The organism is Immundisolibacter sp. (assembly GCF_041625615.1).
GTDB lineage: Bacteria > Pseudomonadota > Gammaproteobacteria > Immundisolibacterales > Immundisolibacteraceae > Immundisolibacter.
On the sequence record NZ_JBFJTF010000240.1, the window covers coordinates 1 to 1,554 of the forward strand.

1 protein-coding gene and 1 pseudogene are annotated in these 1,554 nt (G+C 70.0%); one reads left to right on the top strand and one right to left on the bottom strand.

Annotation, left to right across the window (positions count from 1 at the left end):
* A pseudogene (locus ABYX71_RS11915) lies at positions 1-165 on the top strand (VOC family protein); the annotation flags it as partial.
* Positions 166-243: 78 nt separating this feature from the next.
* On the opposite strand, the gene ABYX71_RS11920 reads toward ABYX71_RS11915, so the two are convergent.
* A partial coding sequence (locus ABYX71_RS11920; protein WP_372696708.1) for a nicotinate phosphoribosyltransferase occupies positions 244-1,554 on the bottom strand: 1,311 nt, incomplete at its 5' end.

Below are 1,554 nucleotides of genomic sequence, written 5' to 3' on the forward strand. Positions count from 1 at the left end.
GCGGTGGACGCGCTGCTGCGTCAGGCGCTGCTCGCCGGCGCCATTTTGGCGAAACCGGCGCAGGCGACCGCCTGGGGTGGCTACAGTGGTTACTTCAAGGACCTCGACGGACACCTGTGGGAGATTGCCCACAATCCGCTGTTCTGGGTCGGCCCGACCGACTGAACCACGCCCCGTCCGCATGGCCCTTCGCCCCCTGCGGCGAACGCACCGTCACGGCGTCCACGCCAACGCCGCGCAACACTAAGCCGGCCTACCTTTCTTCGGATGCGCCGCCACCAGCGCCTGCTGGGCGGCCTGCAGCCCCGGGCTGATGGTTACCGGATACGGCTCGGCCGGCTCCAGTGTCCGCAGCGCCGCCGGCAGCCGCGCCAGCTCGGCGGCGGCGTGGGCACGCGCGCCGGCGGTGTCGACCCGGCCGGCGGGCAGTCGACGACCGTCCTGCATCACGCAGTTGAGCAATGCCTCACCGGGCAGCGATTCGTCGTGGCGGGCAATGGTGTCGCCGGCCGCCACGCCGTCGACATAGCGCCGGAACACCTGCTTGCGCCCCGGCAGGCTGACCTTGCCCGGCGACAGCTTGCCGCAGTCGCGTCCGTCGTAGGCCACCAGCTTGTAGGCGGCGTCCAGGTACGGCCGGTCGGCGGCCACGTCCACCGTGGTGCCGACACCGAAGCCGTCGATGGGCGCGCCATCCGCCAGCAGGGCGGCGATTGCATGCTCGTCCAGACCACCGCTGGCCATGATGCGCACCTGCGACATGCCGGCCTCGTCCAGCAACGCGCGCGCCGCCCTGGCCAGGGCGGCGAGGTCGCCGGAATCCAGCCGCACCGCGCTCACCTGGAAGCGATCGCCCAGCCGTCGGGCGAGATCGATGACCTGCCGCACGCCGTCCAGCGTGTCATAGGTGTCCACCAGCAGCGTGGTACCGGGAAATTCGGCGACAAAGCGGGCAAACGACTCCGCCTCGCTGGCATGCGCCTGCACGTAGCTGTGCGCCACGGTGCCGGCCACCGGAATGCCGTAGCGGCGACCGGCCTCGACGTTGGAGGTGCCGTGATAGCCAACGATATGGAGCGCCCGCGCGCAGGCAATGGCCGCATCCACCCCGTGCGCGCGCCGGGCGCCGAAATCCACCACCGCCCGCCCCTGCGCCGCCTGCGTCACCCGCACACCCTTGCTGGCCACCAGCGTCGGGTAGTGCAGGAGGTTGAGCACCGCGGTTTCCACGAATTGCGCCTCGGGCATGGGCGCCTCGACCGTCACCAGCGGCTCATGCGCGAACGCCGGCGTGCCCTCGGCCATGGCATACACGGTGCCGGTGAAGCGCAGTGCCCGCAAATACTCCAGAAAGTCCGGCCGGAAGCGGCCCAGACTGCGCAGATAGTCGATGTCCTGCCCGCTGACCGCGAACGACTCCAGGTAATCCAGCACCTGTTCCAGCCCGCAGGCCAGCAGAAAATTGCGCTTCGGCAACGTGCGGGCGAACACATCGAACACGGCGGGACCGGTCATGCCCTCGGCCCGGTAGGCCTGGAGCATGGTCAACTCGTA